Source organism: Herbaspirillum sp. DW155 (genome assembly GCF_037076565.1).
Classification (GTDB): Bacteria; Pseudomonadota; Gammaproteobacteria; order Burkholderiales; family Burkholderiaceae_D; genus Herbaspirillum.
In genome coordinates this window covers 2,489,845-2,511,659 of record NZ_AP029028.1, presented here as the reverse complement: position 1 = coordinate 2,511,659, position 21,815 = coordinate 2,489,845, and the positions used below count along the sequence as shown (strand labels likewise).

18 protein-coding genes and 1 pseudogene are annotated in these 21,815 nt (G+C 57.3%); 3 read left to right on the top strand and 16 right to left on the bottom strand.

Annotated features, from left to right (window positions below; genetic code table 11):
- The first annotated feature begins 143 nt into the window (after positions 1 to 143).
- Positions 144 to 857 (top strand): TetR/AcrR family transcriptional regulator, encoded by a 714-nt coding sequence (locus AACH55_RS11505; protein WP_338719754.1) that lies wholly within the window; start codon positions 144 to 146, stop codon positions 855 to 857.
- A 181-nt stretch (positions 858 to 1,038) separates the two neighbouring features.
- Here AACH55_RS11505 and AACH55_RS11500 read toward each other — a convergent pair.
- The 13 genes and pseudogenes from AACH55_RS11500 to AACH55_RS11440 form a co-directional block, all read right to left on the bottom strand.
- Positions 1,039 to 2,027: pseudogene (locus tag AACH55_RS11500) on the bottom strand (porin).
- Positions 2,028 to 2,232: 205 nt separating this feature from the next.
- Positions 2,233 to 2,898, bottom strand: coding sequence for a maleylacetoacetate isomerase (gene maiA, locus AACH55_RS11495; protein ID WP_338719752.1), 666 nt, complete (start codon positions 2,896 to 2,898; stop codon positions 2,233 to 2,235).
- Positions 2,899 to 2,903: 5 nt separating this feature from the next.
- On the bottom strand, positions 2,904 to 3,620 hold the full coding sequence (locus tag AACH55_RS11490; RefSeq protein ID WP_338719750.1) for an ABC transporter ATP-binding protein: 717 nt from the start codon (positions 3,618 to 3,620) through the stop codon (positions 2,904 to 2,906).
- Positions 3,617 to 4,369 carry an ABC transporter ATP-binding protein gene (locus tag AACH55_RS11485; protein ID WP_338719749.1) on the bottom strand — a complete coding sequence of 251 codons (753 nt, stop codon included), beginning with the start codon at positions 4,367 to 4,369 and terminating at the stop codon, positions 3,617 to 3,619. Before AACH55_RS11485 ends, AACH55_RS11490 begins: the two co-directional genes overlap by 4 nt.
- Positions 4,366 to 5,388: a branched-chain amino acid ABC transporter permease gene (locus AACH55_RS11480; RefSeq protein ID WP_338720282.1), complete on the bottom strand. Its 1,023-nt coding sequence runs from the start codon at positions 5,386 to 5,388 to the stop codon at positions 4,366 to 4,368. Before AACH55_RS11480 ends, AACH55_RS11485 begins: the two co-directional genes overlap by 4 nt.
- Positions 5,388 to 6,311, bottom strand: a complete 924-nt coding sequence (locus AACH55_RS11475) for a branched-chain amino acid ABC transporter permease (protein ID WP_338719747.1) — start codon at positions 6,309 to 6,311, stop codon at positions 5,388 to 5,390. Before AACH55_RS11475 ends, AACH55_RS11480 begins: the two co-directional genes overlap by 1 nt.
- 3 nt (positions 6,312 to 6,314) lie before the next feature.
- Positions 6,315 to 7,433 (bottom strand): ABC transporter substrate-binding protein, encoded by a 1,119-nt coding sequence (locus AACH55_RS11470; RefSeq protein ID WP_338720280.1) that lies wholly within the window; start codon positions 7,431 to 7,433, stop codon positions 6,315 to 6,317.
- 213 nt (positions 7,434 to 7,646) lie between these two features.
- A complete protein-coding gene (locus AACH55_RS11465) occupies positions 7,647 to 7,970 on the bottom strand; it encodes a non-heme iron oxygenase ferredoxin subunit (RefSeq protein WP_338719745.1) in 324 nt (107 codons plus the stop codon).
- A 9-nt stretch (positions 7,971 to 7,979) separates the two neighbouring features.
- Entirely contained in the window at positions 7,980 to 8,450 is a 471-nt protein-coding gene (locus AACH55_RS11460; protein ID WP_338719743.1) for an aromatic-ring-hydroxylating dioxygenase subunit beta, read from the bottom strand.
- Positions 8,451 to 9,713, bottom strand: coding sequence for an aromatic ring-hydroxylating dioxygenase subunit alpha (locus AACH55_RS11455; protein ID WP_338719741.1), 1,263 nt, complete (start codon positions 9,711 to 9,713; stop codon positions 8,451 to 8,453).
- Between the two features lie 29 nt (positions 9,714 to 9,742).
- Positions 9,743 to 10,441 carry a fumarylacetoacetate hydrolase family protein gene (locus AACH55_RS11450; protein WP_338719739.1) on the bottom strand — a complete coding sequence of 233 codons (699 nt, stop codon included), beginning with the start codon at positions 10,439 to 10,441 and terminating at the stop codon, positions 9,743 to 9,745.
- A 112-nt stretch (positions 10,442 to 10,553) separates the two neighbouring features.
- On the bottom strand, positions 10,554 to 11,612 hold the full coding sequence (gene gtdA / locus AACH55_RS11445) for a gentisate 1,2-dioxygenase (protein WP_338719737.1): 1,059 nt from the start codon (positions 11,610 to 11,612) through the stop codon (positions 10,554 to 10,556).
- Between the two features lie 14 nt (positions 11,613 to 11,626).
- Complete coding sequence (locus AACH55_RS11440) at positions 11,627 to 12,613, bottom strand: 2Fe-2S iron-sulfur cluster-binding protein (protein ID WP_338719736.1); 987 nt, start codon at positions 12,611 to 12,613, stop codon at positions 11,627 to 11,629.
- 146 nt (positions 12,614 to 12,759) lie between these two features.
- On the opposite strand from AACH55_RS11440, the gene AACH55_RS11435 reads away from it, so the two are divergent.
- Together AACH55_RS11435 and AACH55_RS11430 are read left to right on the top strand one after the other, a co-directional pair.
- Positions 12,760 to 13,683, top strand: a complete 924-nt coding sequence (locus AACH55_RS11435; protein ID WP_338719734.1) for a LysR family transcriptional regulator — start codon at positions 12,760 to 12,762, stop codon at positions 13,681 to 13,683.
- A gap of 867 nt (positions 13,684 to 14,550) precedes the next feature.
- Positions 14,551 to 15,306 (top strand): papain-like cysteine protease family protein, encoded by a 756-nt coding sequence (locus AACH55_RS11430; RefSeq protein ID WP_338719732.1) that lies wholly within the window; start codon positions 14,551 to 14,553, stop codon positions 15,304 to 15,306.
- A gap of 179 nt (positions 15,307 to 15,485) precedes the next feature.
- Here the strand turns inward: AACH55_RS11430 and AACH55_RS11425 are convergent, their stop codons facing one another.
- The 3 genes from AACH55_RS11425 to AACH55_RS11415 all read right to left on the bottom strand — a co-directional run bounded on the left by AACH55_RS11425 (position 15,486) and on the right by AACH55_RS11415 (position 21,787).
- The gene (locus AACH55_RS11425) at positions 15,486 to 17,390 is read right to left on the bottom strand and encodes an acyltransferase family protein (RefSeq protein WP_338719730.1); all 1,905 of its coding nucleotides are present in this window, start codon (positions 17,388 to 17,390) and stop codon (positions 15,486 to 15,488) included.
- Between the two features lie 346 nt (positions 17,391 to 17,736).
- Entirely contained in the window at positions 17,737 to 20,175 is a 2,439-nt protein-coding gene (gene glgB / locus AACH55_RS11420; RefSeq protein WP_338719728.1) for a 1,4-alpha-glucan branching protein GlgB, read from the bottom strand.
- A gap of 271 nt (positions 20,176 to 20,446) precedes the next feature.
- A complete protein-coding gene (locus tag AACH55_RS11415; protein WP_338719726.1) occupies positions 20,447 to 21,787 on the bottom strand; it encodes a voltage-gated chloride channel family protein in 1,341 nt (446 codons plus the stop codon).
- Positions 21,788 to 21,815: the final 28 nt, after the last annotated feature.

The window sequence follows — 21,815 nt, the reverse complement described above, 5'->3', positions numbered from 1 at the left end:
CGTGGGGTAACATCTGCCCAATTAGACAATGTCTAGTTGACAGCGTCAAGCGTTTCGCAGGCGCAGCGCATACAACAAGCCGAAGCATGGCGAGGTGGCCTGTTAGTTTTCCTGCGTTGGAGGTGCGCGTCCCTCTCGGCGATATGGCACTGGGGCTTTTCTCTGGCATTGCGCCAACTTCGTTTATCATGTATCGATTCCTGCAGGAAAACCAGAATTTGGCGGATCCATTGAGCATGACGAAAAAAGAAAGCAGCAATTTGATACCTGACACCGACCTCCGCGAGACGCTACTGAGGATAGGTAAGGCGATGCTGAATGAAGTCGACGAAGCCTCCCTTAACATGCGTGAGGTAGCAAGGCGATCCGGCTGTACGCATCAGGCGCCCTACTACCATTTCAGAAACAAGGAAGGTTTCGTCGCTGCACTGGTGGCCAGCGGTTTCGAGGAGTTGGCCGCGGCCATGGGTGCCGCCCACGATCAGGTCGATTGCCGCAGTGTTGGCGAAGTACTAAAAGCATCTGCAATTTCCTACCTCGAATTTGCCATCTACAACCCAGGCCTTTTTCGGACGATGTTTGCCCCGGTCGACGCGCGCTCGGAGCAATTCCTGAATACGACCAACCAACGTCGCGCGTCTTTTGCCGAGGTGCAACGACTTGGAACGATTGTCTTCGGTCCGCGAGCGACGCCGGTAGACGTGAGTTTGCTCTGGGTTGCCGTACATGGCTTGTCAAACTTGGTCATCGACGGAAAGCTGGTCGCCGATCCCGGCGACAAAAAAGCAAAGCGATTCGTCGAAAAAGTCATTGATGGCTTCGTCGAGATGTTTTTGGCACGCGCAGAAAAAGCCTGATCCACCGTGACGTCAGTAGAATATTGCCGACCCAGCCAGCGCATCCCTTGGACTCCACGAGGGCGCTGCGCTGACATTATTGACGGTATGCAGGACCTCTACGACCAGACGCGATGGCGCAGAGAGTTACCAACCGAAACCGCCTCTGCCAAAGACGGCTTCGGCGGGCTCCCAGCTCTTCTCAGAATGTATGCCGTAACCCACTCATGATCCCCAACTGGTTTCTGCCAGTCGCCACTGTTCCCCCGGCGTCTAGAGATATCCCCGAGCCACCTCGGTTGCGGATATATCCCAGCGAACCATACAGTGCCGTTCGCCTGGAAAGGTTGTAGGTTAGACGTAGCACCGACATGGTAGCGTCATTGCTGCTCCTCCTGACATTGAGGCGCATCAGCTGTGCATCGGCTACTAGTGCGACAGAGAAGGGATAGCTCACCCCAAGATAGTAAAGATCTGAGTCGGTATTGAGATTGGCCGCCGCGCGTGTGCGACGGTCAATTATTCCTCCCCCCAGCTTGGCCTGTCCGAGCATGACATAGCCGTTGAGGGTCACGCGCTGGTCCGTGTTGTCGCTGCTGCCAAGACCATTGGCGGCCCCTGCATTGCCATACAGGATATCGTAGGATGTACTCACTCCATAGCCCTGTGCGTCATAGCCGAACAAAGCGGTCACCTGGCGGCACGCCTTGTTGTTACCGGCCACTTCTCCGGGGCAGTTGGTGGCCGCCGGCCCACCTGCTGATGCAGTGTCGCGGCCAAAGCTGTAGGTAGCACCAATGGTAAATCCGTTAAAACTTCCCAAGTAGCCGATGGCATTGTCGCTGCGTGCATTCGGCAGATAGGGGTCGATGCTGCTGATGGAGAACAGGCTGGGTCCAATTACATCGCTCTTGGCCGTGGCCAGGAAGGTCATGTTGACCTGACGACCGAGAGACAACTGGCCCCAGCTGTTCTTGAGCCCGACCAATGATTGCCGGCCGAATAGCCGGTTGCCCTGCCCCAGTCCGCCGGTATCGGACCGAAGCCAGACTCCAGTACGAACAGGGCCTGCAGGCCGCCGCCCAAGTCCTCAATCCCCTTAAAACCTATACGTGATGGAAAGGAACCGGTCAGGCTCGGCATCTTCAATACCGAATTCCCTGCCGCATTCGCATTGGTGGTGTACGCCACCGCCGTATCGATGATGCCGTAAATGCTAACGGAATCTTGTGCCCGGACGGTACCGCCCCCCCATCCCGGCCAGCAGCGCGAGCGCGCCGGCCATTGCCATCTTGTGCATATTTCCTCCTGTTGATTGCTGGTTGTCCGCTCTTAATTGGCGTATTTTTATTTTTTGATCAAGCCCGTCTGCCATGTGTCATGCCGCCATAAGGGCTCACTCGGCATCGGGCTGACGCGAGGGATGCGCGCTGGCAAAGGCCTCGATCCGCTCACACTCTGCGGCAATGGCAAGCAGCGTGGGATAGGGTGTGAGATCGACCTCAAAGCGCTGTGCATTGAACAGCTGCGGAACCAAGCAACAATCAGCCAGACCCGGCCTGTCGCCGCACAAGAAGCGGCCGCGCCAGGGCGAGGTGAGGACTTGCTGCTCCAGTCCCTGCAGGCCGAGGCGATTCCAGTGGTGGATCCACTCCCTCTTCTGGGGCTCATCCAGCCCTAGCTTTCCCGAGAGATACTTCAGCACACGCAGGTTATTGAGCGGATGCATCTCGCACGCGATAGTATTTGCGAGTTGACGCACATATGCGCGGGCGAAAGGATCTGCAGGTAGCAAGGGGACCTCCGGATAGCGCTCCTCCAGATATTCAAGGATCGTCAATGACTGGCTAATCAGCGCGCCCTCCTCTTCCAGCACAGGAACCAGCGCATGGGGGTTCAGTGCTTGGAAGGCCGGCTCGAACTGCTCGCCGCCGTTGCGGTTGAGATGTATGGCGCGATATTCAGACGAAAGTCCCTTCAAGTTCAGGGCGATACGCACGCGGTAGGACGAGGAACTACGAAAGTAGTTATGCAGGATGCGTTCGCTGTGGATACCGCTCATGGTGGTCAGACTCCAAGATATTGATGGACCAGCTGGCTTTGTTCGGCCAGTTGGGAAGACTTGCCGGACCAGACCACGCGGCCCTTCTCCAGCACGAAATGACGATCAGCCAGCTTCAGCAGTGGCTTGACGTTTTTGTCGATGACGATCTGGGACAGTCCATCCTGCTTGAGACGCGACAGTGAATCCCATATTTCCTGACGAATCAGTGGCGACAAGCCTTCCGTCGCCTCATCCAACACCAACAGAGTCGGGTTGGTCATCAGTGCACGGCCGATCGCGAGCATCTGCTGCTCGCCACCGGATAATTGCCACCCCTGGTTGCGGCGACGCTCCTGCAGACGCGGGAATAGTCCATACACGCGCTGCAGTGTCCATGGCGCGGGATCGCTCTTGTGGCGCGGAGCACGCGCAGTGGCCACCAAATTTTCCTCCACGCTGAGGTTGGAAAAAATCTGTCGTCCTTCCGGTACCAGCCCCAGCCCAAGCCGGGAAATCTCATGCGAGGGCGCAGCATGAATCGCACGCCCGGCCAGGCGGATGCAACCCCGCTGGGGGCGCAGCAGCCCGAACAGGCATTTCACCGTAGTCGAACGCCCCATGCCATTGCGACCCAGCAGCGTCACCACTTCGCCGGCATGGACATCGAAATCAATACCGAACAATGCCTGTGCGCGACCATAGGCGGCAGACAGGTCTTGTACTTCCAGCAGGGTAGTCATGACACATCATCTCCCAGGTAGATGGCCTTCACCTCGGGGTGATGGCGAATTTCATCAGGCGTCCCGCAAAACATCACCCGACCATAAACCAGTACGGTGATGCGATCAGCTAGGGCGAATACGGCATCCATGTCATGCTCGATAAGCAGGATCCCGTATCGACCCTTGAGCCTCTGCAGCAGGCTCACCACGGCTGCCGATTCCTGCGCGCTCATGCCGGCCATGGGCTCATCGAGCAACAGGAAGCGTGGTTCGGCAGCCAGCGCCATGGCGAGTTCCAGCTGGCGACGCTGCCCATAAGCCAATTCGCCGGCACAGGTATCGGCGACCGCAGCCAGGCCGACTTCAGCTATCACCGGGTCAGACACTGCAACGAGGTCGGGCTGATCCAGCAGTCCGCGCCAGAAACCAAAACCATGGCGCCGCGCACCTTGTGCGGCCAGTACCACGTTCTCGCGCACGGTGAACTCCTCGAAGACGGCGGTAATCTGGTAAGAACGCAGTAGTCCGCTGCGCGCGCGCTGAGCGATACCTTGCCCGGTGACCTCACGGCCGGCAAAGCAGACCGTTCCAGCATCAGCGCGCAGTTCTCCACAGAGCTGGTTGACCAGACTCGTCTTGCCTGCGCCATTGGGACCAATGATGGCGTGTAGTTCGCCAGGGCGAATCTCTAGGTCAACATGATCAGTCACCAGCAGGCCGCCATAGCGCTTGGTGAGTCCGCGGGTTTCCAGCAGCATCCGGGTCATCGGGATTCCTCCGTCAGCAGAACGGACTGTGCTGGGCGCCCAGCCGCAGTGCGTCGCAAGAGCAGCGTATCGATACGTTCGAGCAACCCAGCGATTCCGGCTCGTCCCATCAACGCGATCAATACAATCATCGGGCCAAAGATTACCGCCCAATGATCGCTCCATGACTTTAGTACTTCTTCCATGCCAAGGAAGGCCAGTGCGCCCAACAAGGGCCCAGCCACTGAGCCCATGCCACCCAGCACCACCATCACGATAAGGTCACCGGAGACCGACCAGGCAAGCGAACTGGGAGAGGCGAAGGAATTGAGATTGGCAAAAAGCATACCGGCCACCCCGCACAGCACCGCCGAGAACACATACGCAGCCAGCTGGTAATGCTGTGCCGGAAAGCCCAACGCCTGGATACGACGTGCGTTCTGGCGCGCACCTCGCAGTACCATACCGAAGGGCGCGCTACGGATGCGCCACATCCCCAGCAAGCTCAGGCACAGCAGCACGAGAGTGCTGTAGTACAGAATCGTGAGATTGCCTAGGTCAAGCGGCCCAAGCTGTGACGGTGCCGTAATGGACATGCCGTCATCACCACCATAGTTCTTCAGGCTGACGAACACGAAGTAGCCCATCTGTGCGAAAGCCAGCGTGATCATGATGAAGGCGATACCGCTGGTGCGCAAACTGATCAGCCCGGTAACCGCGCCTAGCAGCGTGCAGACCACTACGCAGGCCAGCAAATGGACCCAACCGGCATCGATACCATAGAAGGCCGGAATGGCGACACAGTAACTGCCGACGCCGAAGAACAGTGCATGACCGAAGCTGACCAGGCCGCCATAGCCGAGCGCAAGATTGAGCGCAACCGCCGCCAGCGCATAGACCAGCATACGGGCCACCAGCGTCACGAAGAAGCCCTGGTCCAGCCATTCGGCCATCACCGGCAGCAAGGCCAATACCAGCAGCAACAGCAGCGGCACCCAGAAAGAAAGGCCGCGCGCTGCCGCAGAGACAGTTGTACGCATCATTTTCCTCCCGCAGGGAACAACCCATTGGGCCTGATCGCCAGCACCAGAGCCATGAGGATATAGACCAGCATGGAAGCTACCGCAGGACCCGCAGCGGTTGCCGTCTCACGCTCCATGAACAAGCGAAACATCTGTGGCAGGAAGGCCCGTCCCAGCGTGTCCGCTGTCCCCACGATCAGTGCAGCATAAAACGCACCTCGGATCGAGCCGATGCCACCGATGACGATCACTACCAGCGTGGCGATTAGTACCGGCTCGCCCATTCCCGACTGGATTGAGAGGATGGGAGCGGCCATCACGCCGGCAAGCCCGGCCAGCAAAGAACCGATGGCGAACAACAGGCCATTGAGCAGACGGATATTGATTCCCAGGGCGGCAACCATCCCCGGATTGACTGAGCCGGCCCTGATCAGCATGCCCAGGCGGGTACCGTTGATCATCCAGTGGCTACCCAGCGCCACCGCGATCCCTGTTACGATGATGGTCAGGCGATATACCGGATACTCCAAGCCGAATAGCGAAACGGTACCTTCGAACATAGCTGGCAGCGGAAGAAAATAGGACTGCGGACCGAACACCATGCGTACAAGTTCATTGAAGAACAATACCAGCCCGAAGGTTGCCAACACGTGATCGAGATGATCGCGCCGATACAGGCGCGCCACCACCAGTCGCTCCAGCAGCATGCCTACCAGCGCACTGCCGGCAAGCGCAGCCAGCACAGCCCAGAAGAAATTGCCGCCGTACTCATAGCCAAGGGCGGAAAAATACGCCCCCAGCATATAAAGCGACCCATGTGCCAGATTGACGAAGCTCATTATCCCGAACACCAGCGTAAGTCCTGCTGCTAGCAGGAACAGCAGTACCCCGTATTGCACGCCGTTTAGCAACTGCGTGGCGATCTGCGTGAAGAGGTCCATGGCTTAAATCCTCTTGCATAAGGCAGCGTAACTGTCGGCATGCCTGCTCAAAGCGACCCCGCCTTCCTTGACTACCACCTGCCCCGCCTCCCTGACCACTTGGAACATGTAGTAATTTTGCAAAGGCATGTTGTTGCGGTTGAAGCTGAACGGTCCTCGAACTGATCGGAACTCGGAACCAGCCGCCTTCACTGCTGCGGCAAAGGCCTTGCGGTCGGTGGTATTGCCTGCCAGTTTCTTCACCGCCACATCCAGTAAACGCGCTGCGTCGTAGCCGGTGGCGGCATACTCGCTGGGCACACGCTTGTACCTTGCTTGGAAGGCATCGACGAACTGGCGGTTCTCTGGTGTCTGCAATGCCGCATCCCACATCGCCCCGTAGACACTGCCCACTGCAGCCTCACGCAAGGCCGGCATGGTGGTACCGTCGACGGTGAAGACCGAGAACATCGGCAACTTGCCCAGCAGGCCGGCCTGACTGAATTGCTTGACGAAGTTCACGCCCATGCCGCCGGGATAAAAGACAAACACCGCATCAGCCTTGGCTGCCTGTATCTGGGCAATCTCCGCGGAATAATCCGTCTGGCCGACCTGGGTGTAGAGTTCATCCGCCGGCGCGTCTTGGTAGAAGCGTTTGAACCCGTTCACCATGTCCTTGCCGGCCTGGTAGTTGGGCGCCATCAGGACAACGCGCTTGTAGCCCTTGGACCTGACGTATTGGCCTACCGCTTCGGCGCTGCCGTCGTTCTGCCAAGCCACGGAGAACACATTGGGGGCGCAGCCGGCACCGGCTGCGGGCGAGGGGCCCGCGTTGGTAGCGATGGCGACCACACCGGCATCCACGACAGTCTTCAAGCCCGCCATGAAGACGTTTGAAAAACCCATGCCGACGATGGCATCAACCTTGTCCTTCTCGACAAACTTGCGCATGATCTGGGCGCCGATCTCCGGCTTGAGCTGGTCGTCCTCCCGCAATACCGTGACCGGACGGCCTCCCAGTTGTCCCTTGGCCTGCTCCAGCGCAAGGTTGAAACCGTCGACCTGATCCTGGCCGACCACCGCCTGGCCACCGCTCAACGGCGCCGACAGGCCGATCTTCAGTGGCTCGGCGGCCACGCTCATCCCGCTGATCAAAATGCCACTGACCGCCACGGCGGTCACGATATGCTTTCTCAATCCCATGTTGTCTCCTCTGTTGTATGCATGGTGGGCATGGATACACCCGCCCGCAGCGGGGCGCATCTTCTCTCTTCTTTTGTTCTGGCGCTGCCTGGCTGTCTTTCTTCTCAGGAGCTGGATACGGCTTTCTTCTGTGGAAAGCGCGGAAATACCTGTTCAGAGGGCGACGAATACCCTCCCCCCTTCGATGCGGATCGGATAGGTCCGCACGTCCACGGTCAGCGGCGCGCACATGGCACGGCCATCGCGGATATCGAACTTGCCTTGATGCAGTGGACATTCAATCTCATGCCCCTCAAGGAAGCCATCGCAGAGCCGCGCATGGCCGTGTGTGCAGATGTTGTCGGTGGCATATACCTGGCCGTCGACGCGGTAGAGGGCCAGGTCCTTCCCGTCCACTTCTACCCCGATCACGTCATCCTCGGGAATGGCCTCAACACTGGCGGCGTCGCACCATTGTTGGCTGCTCTGTTCAGTCATCACGCTGCCTTATATGGGATAGATCAAGGAGTTTGGAATCATCTCGGTATCGTAGATACACAGCTTGCGGTTGAAACGCAGGCCGTCTACGGTCCGCACAACCTGGTCCAGATAGCGACCGGTGTTGAAGACAGTGCTCTCCTGGCTGAGCTTGGTGCGAAAGATGGCGTAGTTGGCCTCTACCTCCAGGACCTCTCCCTGGTGTCCACGCAGCAAAGGCAGACCGGTCAAATTGCGCTGGTAGTAAGGATCATGGAACAGCGTCTCGCGGATCCCATAGACGCGATCATGCAACATGCCCTTGCTGATGAAGGACATGGTGGCCAAGGGAAAGTCTCGCTCGTAGTTCTCGCGCGGCTGCACCTTGTAGGTACATGTATCGGTGAAGAAATCGGGCCATTCTTCCCAGCGGCCGCTGCTGACCACCTCGGCATAGCGGGCGTAGAGCTGGCAAAGTTCGATGTACAGGCTGGCTTCCATTCAAACCTCCATGATCTTGCGCCAGTAGGCATACATGCCGCGAATGAGTGTTTCTGTCACCATATGTTCGGTGTCGCGGCACTCACGGCCATCCAGTTCAGCCAGGGTGCGATGCACTGGCTTTTGTTCGAAACCCGATTGGGAGAACTCGATCACTTCGCCATCGTCGGCAGATACGAATCCGGCCGGCCCGAAAAGGTTGGCCTGGATCAAGCGCCGCTCGGTCATTTCCGGGCTATCGTCTTCGAAACCGAAGTGGGTCCAGACGAAATCGAAGGAGCCGGTGCCATTGGGCTGGATGTGGCGAGTCGAAACGCTGTTGACCTGCTGCTGGAAGATCACGCTCGGGAAGACCGTCATCATCACCGCCGTCGGTCCTTTCCACCAGTCTTCCTGGACAATGTCGAGCAGACGCTTGTCATGCACCTGCATGCCTTCCTTGAAACTGGACACACCTGCGGTCACCTCGGTCTTTAGTCCACCGCTGCCGCGTGTGGAGATCATGGCGGCATGACGGAACTGGTCATCCATGCGCAACTGCGACTTGTTGTCTGCGCGCCAGAGACCATAGGTCACGAACCAGGTATGCAGCAGACCGGGATGATAGGGGTCCTTGATGTTTTCCTGCATCAGCTTCCAGTTACCGGGGATGCGCTGACGGTTATAGCCGAGGATCTTGAGCTGGCGACCATTGAAGAGACGGTCGAAATACTCCAGCATTTGCGGGCCGAGGAACTGCTCAAGCGGTTCAACGTCGTGATCGAAGGAGGCGAACACGACACCTCCACGACGCGCTACCTTGAGCTTGGTGAGTCCATGTTCCTCGATTCTGAAATCGGCAGGCATGCCACCATTGACCTTGCCATCCTGCTTGACGCCACGACGGAACGGTACGCCCTGCAGGTCACCATTGAGGCGGTAATTCCACTGGTGATACGGGCATACCAGTTCCTTGCGGTTGCCATGGCGCTCACGGCAGAACTGCATACCACGATGCGCGCAGACGTTTTCTACAACATGAATGTCTCCCTCGGCATCACGTGTCATGATGACTGAACGCTCACCGACGACAGTACGCTTGAAGTCGCCGTGATGAGGAATTTCCGCTTCCAGTCCGACGTAGTTCCAGTGACCGCGATAGAAAAATCGCTCCAGCTCCCGCTGGTATAGCGCCTGGTCGGTGTAAGCCCAGAAAGGGATGCGGCTGGAGCCATCCCCGTTCCAAATCTGCTCGTGCGGAAAGGCGATCGTCGCTTCTTGCATGATATTCTCCTCCGGAATTGACCGCGGTATCAGCCCGCCACGCGCACGCGGATGGCGCCGAGGCCAGCGACATAACCTTCCATCAGGTCACCGGTGATGACTGGCTTTACGCCTTCGGGCGTGCCGGTCATGATGAGGTCACCTGGCTCGAGTGCTTCGTATTGAGACAGATAGGCAATGCTCTCGGCCACCGACCAGATCAGTTCGCGCACATCGGAACGCTGTCGTGACTGGCCATTGACTGTCAGGCCGATTTCGCCCGTGACGATATGGCCCACGCTGGTCACCGGGTAGATGGGCCCGATCGGTGCCGAATCACGGAAGGATTTGCCGAATTCCCAAGGGCGTCCCTTGTCACGGGCTTCCAGCTGCAGGTCGCGACGGGTCATATCCAGACCGACGGCATAGCCGTAGACGTGCGCCAGCGCATCCTCAACCCGGATATTGCGCCCTCCCTTGCCGATGGCCGCCACCAGCTCAATCTCATGATGGAAATTGGCCGTCATCGGGGGATAGGCAATACTACTTTCGGCCTCACCGGCGCGCACGGCAGCGCACGCCGGCTTCATGAAGAAAAACGGTGGGTCGCGTTCCGGATCTTTGCCCATCTCACGCGCATGTGCAGCATAGTTGCGGCCGACACAGAAGATACGATTGACTGGAAAGGCATCGACGCTGCCAGCCACTTCCAGGCTGGTGACGGGTGCCAGGGGAAGCACGTAGTTCATTGAATCTCCGAATCAAGGTTGAGCCGGGCCCCGGCCCATTGACTGGCCGTATTGACACCGGGAATAACGAAAGAAAAGTAGTGCTATACCGGGGGCCACCCAGTTCGCCGGGCTAGCCTCCCGGGCACACCATGCGTTCGTCGCGCCATAGGCCGAGGGCCTGCTGAGCCGGACGATCCGAATAGCTGAACAGGATAGAGCGGCGTCTGGATTTCATCTGAAGGCTGCTCCACGAAGGCACAACGAAAACATCGTTCTCCTGGAACTGGAGCAACTGGTCGTCGACGTACACTTCGCCCTCTCCTTCAAGGCAGACATACACAGTGGCATCGGTACTGCGATAAGGCAGAGTTTCGAATCCTTTGGGTAGCCATTGGATGAAGGCCGCCATGGTCGGCATCGGCGACGCTCCTGTGGCGGGATTGACGAATCGCTGCTTATATCCATGGTGAGGATCGACAGGCCCTCTGGCTATCGCCTCCAACGCCGCGCGACTCTGCTCGTACGGATAGACGAAGACCTTGGTGGGTGCATTGGTGGCCTGCATGAAATCAACTGGAACCATATTGCTGCCGTAGCGTGCAAGCGCATCGCCTTCAGGACGGTTGACCTCCTGCGACAGGTGGTGACCAGGCTCGGCAAATCCTGCATCGAAGAAGCGCACTAACGGAATATCCAGGCCATCCAGCCAGACGACTGGTTGCTTGCCGAGATTGCCGTGGTCGTGCCAGGTCCAGGCCGGGGTGATGATGAAGTCGCCGCGGCGCATGGTCGTACGTTCGCCGTCAACGGCGGTATAGGCGCCCTCACCATCCAGCACCAGGCGCAACGCAGACTGCGTATGGCGATGAGCCGGAGCAACCTCGCCAGGCATGATCAGTTGCAGGCCGGCATAGAGACTCTGCGTCACGGACGAGTTGCCACGCAGACCGGGATTTTCCAGGATAAGCACACGGCGCTCCGCCTCTTCTGCACTGATAAGACGCCCGGCCAGCATGACCTGCTCACGCAATTCGGCGTATTTCCATAGCACCGGCTGCACCAGCGGCGTCGGTGATTTCGGTACGAGTCGTCCCAGCACTTCCCACAGTGGCGTCATGCTGAACCTATTGATCTGCTCGTAGTACTGTGCACGGGCGACGCGGACCTGTTCAGGGATATCCATTTTCATTCTCATTCCTTGACTTAGTTGGGACTGGCATAGAACGCATCCGCGTAGATGTGCTCCATGGCGATGCCCTTGGTCTTGGCGATCAACGTCGCCGCTTCCACCATCGGCGGAGCACCGCACAGATAAGCGCGCCAACCACTCAGATCCTGCCAGTCGGCGGCGACGGCGTCGGTTACGAGGCCTACGCGGTGACTTGAGCGGGGCTCGTTGGTCGCCAGCACGACATGGGTATGCAGGTTGGGATTTTTGCGAGCGAGAGCTTCCAGCCAATCCATGCCGTACAGATCACGAGACGAGCGCACGCCGAAATAGAGATGGATGGGATTGGTCATCTTCAGTACAGTTGCCGCGCGCACGATGGAGAGTACCGGCGCCAGCCCGGTTCCGCCGGCAATGCACAGCAGCGGTCCTTCATGTTTCTTGCGCAGGTAGGCCGTACCCATGGGCCCTGACACTCGTACCTGATCGCCCAGTTTGAGTTGCTCAAAAACATAGCCAGTCACGCGTCCACCGGGGACGCGACGCAGGTGAAACTCGAGCATGTCATCGTCCGGCATGCTGGCCATGGAATAAGGGCGGATATGCTCGGGTGCAAATTGCAGCAGCGCATACTGCCCTGGTGAAAAGGACAGTGGCTTGCTGGACTTCAGGACCAGGCGCTTGATGTCATGCGTGAGGTCTTCGATCTCAACCACATTGGTCTTCAGGATACGCGCGGGATGCATGACGATTTCGTCGGGCTCGGGGATCTCCACAACACAGCTCTCGGTGATGACGCTCATGCAGGCCAGCACATGACTGCCTTCTCCGGGATTGGTGAGCTTGGCGTCACCGGCTGATTCCAGTACGCGCCCCTCGATGAGCTTGCAACGACAGGTGCCGCAGCGACCGGCGCGGCAACTGTAGGACACCGGTACGTTATTGACTTGCAACACGTCCAGCAGGTTGTCACCTGCCTTCACCGCCAGCGAACGCCCGAGCGGTTGCACCACGACTTCCATGCCTGTCTCCTTCTGCCTGTCGTTTCTTTTTGAATGGGTGAGGCGATTATAGGAACAGGCATTATATAAACATAGAGTATTCTATGAATGTCTAACATCACTGCCAGTGATATTGCCCGCAATAGAAACTATCCGGAGACAAGTCTGTGGAACTGAAGGATATCGACCTGAACCTGCTGGTGGTCTTCAACCAGCTACTTACCGACCGTCGCGTTTCAATCGTGGCCGAAAAGCTTGGGCAGACCCAGCCGGCCATCAGCAATGCCCTGAACCGCTTGCGTAGGCTATTGGGAGATGAACTGTTCCTGCGTACCGCCAAAGGAATGGAACCAACTTCGCTGGCAATCCAGCTGGCCGAGCCGATTGCCTACGCACTCAGCGCCATTCACAGCACTCTCAACCAGCAGGCACTGTTCGATCCGCAGCGCACAAATCGTACCTTCACCATCGGCATGACTGATATCGGTGAAATCTATTTTCTGCCGCGCCTGATGGATACGCTGGCCAGCGTGGCACCCAACATCACGGTCAACACGGTCCGCAACACTTCGCTCAATCTCAAGGAAAGCATGGAGTCTGGTCACGTCGATTTGGCGGTTGGACTGCTGCCTCAGCTTAAGGCAGGATTTTTCCAACAGCGCTTGTTCGAGCAGAGATACGTTTGTCTTATGCGGCGCGGACATCCTCTTGACAAGAAGAAAATCACTGTAGAAGAGTTCTCGAAGGCCGATCACGTCAAGGTGGTAGCGTCGGGCACAGGACACGCGCGCTTGGACGAAGCGATTGAGCGCAAGGGAATACGTCGCAACATCCGTCTGAGCGTACCGCACTTCGTGGCGGTGGGCCATATCCTTTCCACCACCGACATGATTGCGACCGTACCGGAACGCTACGCGTTGCAATGCCTCAAGCCTTTCGACCTGCAATTCCTAAAGCATCCGGTGGATCTACCCGAGACGGGCATCAACTGCTTCTGGCATGCCAAGTTCCACAAGGAACCCGGCAATCAATGGATGCGCCGGCTGATCTTTCAGCTATTCTCAGACAAGAACGTCAAAAACGAGGAATAGGAATCTCAGAACCAAATTATGTCTTGCATCATAAGTACTTAGTTCATTAACTCACCTGCACTCATTAGGCAAATAGTCTTAAATCGTTTGGCCATGTACGCAGTCAAAATGCTGTCATCCCGCGTCTCGGTTGAATTGCATTGAAATCAGACCACATGGGTCAACTTAGGGTGCAAATTTCCGGGGAATGGGTCAGATTTCAATGCAATTCAACTCCTTATAAATGTGAGGGGAACGTCACCTTAATGCCAAGTGACAGGATCATTCTCTTATAAGCTCGCTTTTTTATGCTGACAAAATCCTTACAAATTCAATAACCAGAAATGAGATTTGTAAGTTTTTGTTAGCATCAACGAAAATTCACTTTTATTTTGAGAATCAATTCATCTAGGACGAGAAAATAATATAAATAAATAGATTATAAAAATTTCAAAGCCGAAGATGCGTTTAAACGCAATAAACGAATAAGCAGAAAAAATAGTAATTCTCATAGGTTTCTAAAAATTAACTCGCTTTCTTATTCGCGAAAAATGATATTAAAAAGGGAACTACAAAGTTTCTTTCCCTTGATAAGGGGCAGTCGCTAGGATGCACTCGACGCGAAGCGGCGCTTCTGATCAAAGTCCCTGCATTCCATTTTTTGCCGCAGTATTTCGCGATGTAGCACGCCAGTTTGTGAATGCCGTCCTTCCCGAAACCAGACCAGGAAGGATTGCGTCCATCGGTGTTTGACATCGGCCGCCATCTGCGAGCAAATCAACACGATGCTCAAGAACTATTTCCGCGAGCGTGTTTTAAAAGCGATTTGGAACTTTTAAGGAGAAGTTTTTACTTAGAAATGCCCCGTATGAACTACCAAAAGAGAATATGAAAGTTTCAAGCTTCAACGTCCTTTCAGGAACCGACCACACAAGCCAGGGCCCGGAAGAGGCCAACCACATGAATCGTCATCTGTTAAATGCGAGGGATGATACGAACGATAAGAAAACCCCAGGCGCCCACATGTGGGCTAGCTGTATTCTCGGGAAAAGTCGGCAAGCCAAATTACTCAACGCGGCAAAAGGTCAAAAAAAAGACATCCCGACTCAGATCAGACACGGCTTTCGAGGGGGCCACATGAGCACAGTTGGATCAAGCTCGACTTCAATGCAAGTGGAGGTGATTTCTGATGTGCCGTACATAAAACAAACTGGCTCGTACGGGTGCTGGGACGCAACGATGAATATGATTCGCAAATACTTTGGAGCAGAGCCTCTAGGAAAAGAATGCTTTAGTTATTTGTATGATGCGGAAGGGAATCCCAAAGCACTTGACAGTCAATTAGATTACAAGACGCGAAATCGACGAGCGAATCTTATCAATATCCCTGCTCCCGAAGACAAGCAATGGACTATCGAAAACTTATATTCGATGCTTGATAAATTCGGCCCCGTTGAAGCGACCATATACACTGACGAATCATATGACCACGCCATCGTTCTCATCGGTGTAGATAGAGCAAAAGAAAATGTGATCTATCACGACCCAGCAGAGCAAGAGCATGAATGGATGTCACTCTCCGACTTCAATGAACGCTTCTGCTGGAGAGATCACAGAAGCGCATTGACCGCTTATAAGAAGTAAGACATATGGCTAAATTCTATGCGAATCAAACATGGCAAATAGTCTGTTACTCGGGCCGGCACAGTTTCTAAAGTTCCAGAGCCGTGATAAGGAGCCGTTGGCGCAAGAGCGAGATTGATCGCCGTGACGAGAACGACGGTCCGGCAACCATGTCGTCCGTGGTCCCAGCCCCCGGTAAGTCAACCGTCTCTCAGCAGTTTGGCAATCCGGCTTTCAAGCCGCGCCGCACCGGTAGCAGACAGGTGCCATTGATCAGAGTAATTGGAGCGGCCTTGTTCAACCAGGTTGCACAGTCGCTCATCACAGAGCACATCCATCGGCCGAATGATGTCGACACCGCCACACAGCGATTCGATGCGAGACTCCACGGTCGCAAACACCTGTTCCATGTCGGATTGAGCATCCCGTGGCACGGCCATGCTGTCGATGGGTTTACGTCTGATCAGTTGTTCCATGGCCCAGGTGGATGGCACATCCCACTGGGCAACCGGGATCGGGGCGACCAGCACGACGTGGCGACCGAGACCTTTCAGGCGGCAGACAACCACGGGCAAGCGTTCAGTGAGGATGCCTGGCGCGTAGAGGCGATAGAACATCGCCATCACTACCGTATGGAGCGTTGGCGAGGTTTCTATATGCTGGAGGACCTTTGCCTGATAGCCGGAGGCACAGGATTGGAATCTTGCCCGATCCGCCGCGTCGGCGTAAGGAAAAACGTCCATCGGAGCGCAGCCCGAAACGGTCGCAACCTCGAGACTCGAATTGCTCTGCCTGGACGCAGCATCGAACGCGGGCTGCAGCGCGTCGGCAAAGGAATCCCCCCACAAGATGGCGGTGGCAGGGCCAGCGCGGCCAGAATGGCAGAAGGTGGGCGGATGCGCGGCTTTCGCATCATCCCGCTCCAGAAAACATTCGGCGCGCCTTGGGTTCACGTCCGCCGATGCCAGCTCGGCACGTTGCACATATTGGGGCAGGCGAAAAGGCATACCACCGGATTTGATGGCAGCGACCAGGCCAAGTCCGGTCAGTACGCAGGTGGCTGCATAGCTCCAGCCGATGCGACGATTGCTCCAGAACTGGCGGTCATTGCGCAGTGGCGTCTCTATCCAGCGCCAGCATAAATAGCCGAGCACAATGGAGGCCGAGATGCCGCCGATCCTGGCAATGCTGGAAAGATGCCCCTGCTGAAGCAGCGTGAGAAATACGACGATGGGCCAATGCCACAAATAGAGCGAATAGGAGATGTTTCCGAAAAATTGCGCGATCCCGTTCTGAAGGCATTTGCGCATGAACCCGACGTCTCCGTTCGCGATGAACAAAAGCCCCGTCAAGACCGGGAACAATGCCACCCAACCAGGAAACAAGGTTTGCTCAGTCACCGTCAACATCAAACCGGCCAGAACCATAGCGCCTCCCAAGCGAAGGGCACCCAGGTTCTTCAACTTGTTCCAGGCCGCGCATTGAGGTGGATAAAGGGCCAGCAGTCCTCCGGCCAGCAATTCCCATATGCGTGAAAAAGGCAGGTAGAAGGCGGCAACCGGATTGTGTTGTGTCTGCCACAGGCAGAAAGCCAGTGACATCCCCGACAAGCTCAACAGGGCCAGCTTAAGACGTTTGCGGGGGATGACCTTCAGCAATAACGGGAATGCGAAATAAAACTGCCACTCCACTGCCAGTGACCAGGTATGTATCAGTGGCTTGGTGGTGGTAACGGCATCGAAATAACCCGCCTCGCGCTGAAACGCGACATTCGAAAAAAAGAGCAGCGCCGCGCCGAGGTGGCGCCACAGTTTCAGATAATCGGCCGAGCTCAGAATGGTCCCGAACGCCAGCATTGTGCCCACGCATACAACCACCAGCGCGGGGACAATACGGCGCAGGCGCGCGCTATAGAATGCGCCCAGCCGGAAGCTGCCGGCGTCCACATTGGTAACGATGTTGCGGGTGATGAGGTAGCCTGAAATGACGAAAAAGATGTCTACGCCGATAAAGCCGGCGCGGAAACCCGGGACGCCGAAATGATGCAAGAGAACCAAAAGCACTGCGATGGCGCGCAAGCCATTGATGTTTTTCTGAAAGTCCATGCAGGTAAACGATGACCGAATAGCCGGTCATTGTGTCAGGTAGACCATCAATGAGCAACACTGCAGACCCGTCACCATCAGCGGATGAAAAGTCCCGCCGTCAAAGTTGAAAATTAATACCAAGTGAAATCAATGACTTGACGGCTCTTTGCATTCGCGATGTCAGCGGTTGAGCACCTTTTGCGGCCCGTAACTCTTTTCGATGCCGTGCAACTCCAGGGCCAGCCATTGAAAGCCAATGCTGAATACCGAAGCGATCAGGACGTAATAGACCGCTACCGCCAGCAGGATTTCAATCAGCAGGAAAGCCAGAACAGATCACTTTACGGAAAGGCCGGCAGGCCATTCAACATCGACGCAGCACCAGGGTCGATAACGCAGGCAAGGTCAGCACCAGGGAGGCAGACTGCCCATGAGACGGTTCCCGTTGCGCGGTCAGTTGACCGCCGTTGCCCTCGTTGGCACCACCATAGCAATGAGCGTCGGTATTGAGGATTTCTTCCCATTGATACTGATCGGCCTCACCTGGCGGCACGCCGACCCGGTAGTTGTGACGGGGCACCGGCGTCATGTTGATCACCACCAATACCGTCTCATTACTGGCATGCATGCTGTGCGCATCGGTTTGGCCGCCGTCGTCGCTCGTCTGCCGAAGATAGGCGAATACGCTGTTCGCGGCATCATCGCCCACCACCCACGAAAAGCCTTTTGCCTCCGTGTCATGGCGGTAAAGTGCCGGGGTTCGTACATACAGGCGGTTCAGATCGCGTACCAGCCGCTGGACGCCACGATGACGGAAATCATCCAGCAGATCCCAGTGCGGGGATCGGTCGGGATTGAACTCGTTGTTTTCAGCAAACTCGCAACCCATGAACAGCAGCTTTTTACCGGGATGCGTCCACATGAAGCCCAGATAAGCCCGCAGATTGGCCAGGCGCTGCCACGCGTCGCCAGACATCTTCTGCAACAGCGTGCCTTTTCCATGCACCACTTCATCGTGCGAGATCGGTAGCACAAAGGATTCCGAGAACGCGTAGACCATGCCGAAAGTCATGTCATGGTGGTGGTAGCGCCGATGGATGCTGTCGCGTTCTACGTAGCGTAGCGTATCGTGCATCCAGCCCATGTTCCATTTGTAGGAAAACCCCAGTCCGCCCTTCTCCACCGGCGCCGTGACACCGGGCCAGGCCGTGGATTCCTCGGCGATCATCAGTGCGCCGGGACAGCGCTCGGCTACCGTCTGGTTGAGCTCGCGCAGGAAATCCACGGCTTCCAGGTTTTCCCGGCCGCCATAAATATTGGGCACCCATTCCCCGGCGTTGCGGCTGTAGTCCCGATAGAGCATGGAAGCAACCGCATCCACACGCAGGCCGTCGACATGAAAGTGCTCCAGCCATTCGAGCGCGCTGGCGATGAGGAATCCGCGCACTTCATGCCGCCCGAAATTGTAGATATGGGTATTCCAATCCTGATGAATGCCCTCGCGCGGATCGCCATGTTCATACAAAGGCGTGCCATCAAAATACGCCAGGCCGTGCGCATCCGAAGGAAAATGCGCCGGTACCCAGTCGAGCAGCACCCCGATTTCAGCACGATGGCACGCATTCACGAAGGCGGCAAAATCCGTCGGCGGACCGAAGCGGGCGCTCGGGGCGAACTGCGACAAGGGCTGGTATCCCCATGAACCGCCAAACGGATGCTCCATCACCGGCAGCAGCTCCACATGCGTGAAGCCCATGCCTTTGACGTAGGGAATCAAGCGGTCGGCCAGCTCGTTCCAGTCGAGGTTGCGATTGCCCTCTTCGGTCACCCTTATCCAGGAAGCCGGATGGACTTCATAGACCGACATCGGCGCCTGGCGGGACTGCCGCTGCGGACGCTGGCGCAGCCACGCATCATCCTGCCAGCGGTGGCCTGCGGCCAGTTTTCTGTCATCGATGACGCGCGAGGCGGTGGCCGGAGGAGCTTGGGTGGCGCGCGCCATCGGGTCAGCCTTCCCAGGCAGCAGTTCGCCGCGCGGGCCGATGATTTCATACTTATAAAGCGCGCCCTCACCCAGGCGCGGAATGAACAACTCCCATACGCCGGCGCTCTGGCGCAGCCGCATGGGATTGCGTCTGCCATCCCACTGATTGAAATCGCCGATCACCGAGACACGCTGCGCATTGGGGGCCCAGACCGCGAAACGCACGCCCTCTACGCCATCGATCACCATCACTTGCGAGCCGAAACAGCGCGCCAGTTGCCGATGCCGCCCTTCGCGAAACAGATGCAGATCGAAGTCGCTCAGCAACAGGCCAAAGGCGTAGACATCTTCAGTCACCTGGACCGTTTCCGTGCCATCCCTGCCCGGCCATGCAACGTGATAAACATAGGGGATCGCGTGTGTTGCGCCTCGTATTGGTAGCGTTACCTCACCATAAAAAATGCCACTGCCTGCACGCGCGTTTTCATCGCTTTGACCCACGGCGGCGGTCTCGATGGCAGGCGACCATTCGGGCAAATCGTCCAGCAATGCTCCAGGCACACCGGGCGCGTCGGGTGAGCTGGCATATACCCGCACGGCGCTTGCGCCCGGAAAATAGCAGCAAAGCCGCAACCGCTTTTGTTTGGCTTTGCGAGTCCCCGAACCTGTGGCGCCGGAGATCTCCCGTGGCCCCAGCAATGCAAAGGGGTCGCCCAGCCGTCCTTCCTGCAGCCTGGTCGCCAGTGTCACATCCAAAGAGATTTCCGATGGATGATCATCTGCGTTTTCAGTGAGGCTCTTGCTTTGCGACCGTACCATTCCTGCTCCTTTGTCGATCAGTAGCGTCCCGGGCCGGACGATGTTCTACACGCCGCTTTCCTGTTCTAGAACCCATTTCATAAATAGGCGTGAGTGCGAGCGAGTCCCGTTTGGGATGAAGTGCAAGGTGCCAGTATAGCGGGCAGGCCGTCGTGCTTCGATGACCGGCACAGTACGGGGACAGTACGTGGGCATGTACAGCCGCCCCAGGCCCGCTCAGACAACGCCAGGCGCTATTTACCCGACGTGCGGCACGCAAGGCACGGCTGTTTCATTCATGGCCTTGCGCCTTCTCTGTCACGGCTTCGGAGGTTTGCTGCCGGTAGTTGTTCTTCAGTGTTGCCCGGTAGGCACTGACCTCGGAGATCTTCATCCCCTCCGGATGCGGACGATGCTTGGCCTGACCGATCCGTTGCGCATGGTAGATGCCGGTATGCCCGGAAAACAGATAGCTGACCACGCAGGCAAGCGCAGCGAAGGGGCCGATTTCCGGACCGAACAATTCAATGGCCATGATGGTGGAGGCAATGGGCGTGTTGGCTGCACCGGCAAAGACCGCCACGAATCCGATACCCGCCAGCAGGGAAAACGGCAGGTGCAGCAGCGGCGCCAAGGCATTGCCGAGGGTGGCACCGATGTAGAACAAGGGGGTCACCTCCCCTCCCTTGAAGCCGGTCCCCAGTGAGGTGACGGTAAAGATCATCTTGGTCAGGAAATCCCACGGCGCTACCGGATGCTGAAAGGACTCCACGATCACCGGGATGCCCAACCCGATATAGCGATCCGTGCCCACCAGCCATACCGCGACCGCGACCACCACGCCGCCGATGAAGGGGCGCAACGGCGCATAGGCAATATGCCGCTTCATGAAAGCAGACAGGCGATGCGTGGTGTTGGAGAAGATCATGCCGACCAGACCGAAGACGATGCCTGCTGCGATCACGGCAGCCACGCTCCAGAGCGCGATGGGTGCGCTGCCGGTCATTGCATAGTGGGTGTGATGCACACCCCAGGCCAGACCGACCTGATCGGCCGCAATGGCGGCGACGAAGCAAGGGAAGATGGCGTCATAGCGCATGCGCCCGATGGCCAGGACTTCCAGCCCGAAGATAGCGCCGGCCATGGGGGTGCCGAAGACCGAGGAGAAGCCGGCGCTGATACCGGCCATCAGCAGGATGCGGCGATCCTCCTGCCGCAGCCTGAAGAGGTGTGTCAGCTGGTCTGCCAGCGAACCGCCCATCTGCACGGCCGTGCCCTCGCGGCCGACCGAGGCGCCGAACAGATGCGACATCACGGTGCCGAACAGCACCAGCGGCGCCATTCGCAGCGGGATCACCTTTTTTGGATCGTGGATTTCATCGATCAGCAGGTTGTTGCCGGCCTCGACCGATTTGCCGGTATGGAGGTAGAGCCAACCGACCACGAAGCCGCCCAGCGGCAGCAGCCAGATGATCCAGGCGTGGCTTTGCCGCCATTGCGTGGCATGGTCCAGAGAAAACAGGAAGAAAGCCGATGCCGAGCCAGCCAGCCCCGCAATCAGGCTGGCAATGACGCACCACTTTCCGATGTAGGGAAGCAGATCGAGTTGTTCGGGGTAGTTGTGAGGTTTCATGCTGCCAGGAATCAAGGTCATCGGCCCG